The following is a 205-nucleotide window of genomic DNA, read 5'->3' on the forward strand; positions in this document are numbered from 1 at the left end:
AACTCTGAGACAGGTGCTGCATGGCTGTCGTCAGCTCGTGTTGTGAAATGTTGGGTTAAGTCCCGCAACGAGCGCAACCCTTATCCTTGTTTGCCAGCACTTCGGGTGGGAACTCCAGGGAGACTGCCGGTGATAAACCGGAGGAAGGTGGGGACGACGTCAAGTCATCATGGCCCTTACGAGTAGGGCTACACACGTGCTACAA

General features: G+C 55.1%; 1 rRNA gene. It reads left to right on the plus strand.

The features are described from left to right. A 16S ribosomal RNA gene (locus IQR33_RS12210) occupies positions 1–205 on the plus strand; the annotation flags it as partial.

It is taken from the genome of Vibrio sp. OPT46, from assembly GCF_015163535.1.
Taxonomy (GTDB): domain Bacteria; phylum Pseudomonadota; class Gammaproteobacteria; order Enterobacterales; family Vibrionaceae; genus Vibrio; species Vibrio alginolyticus.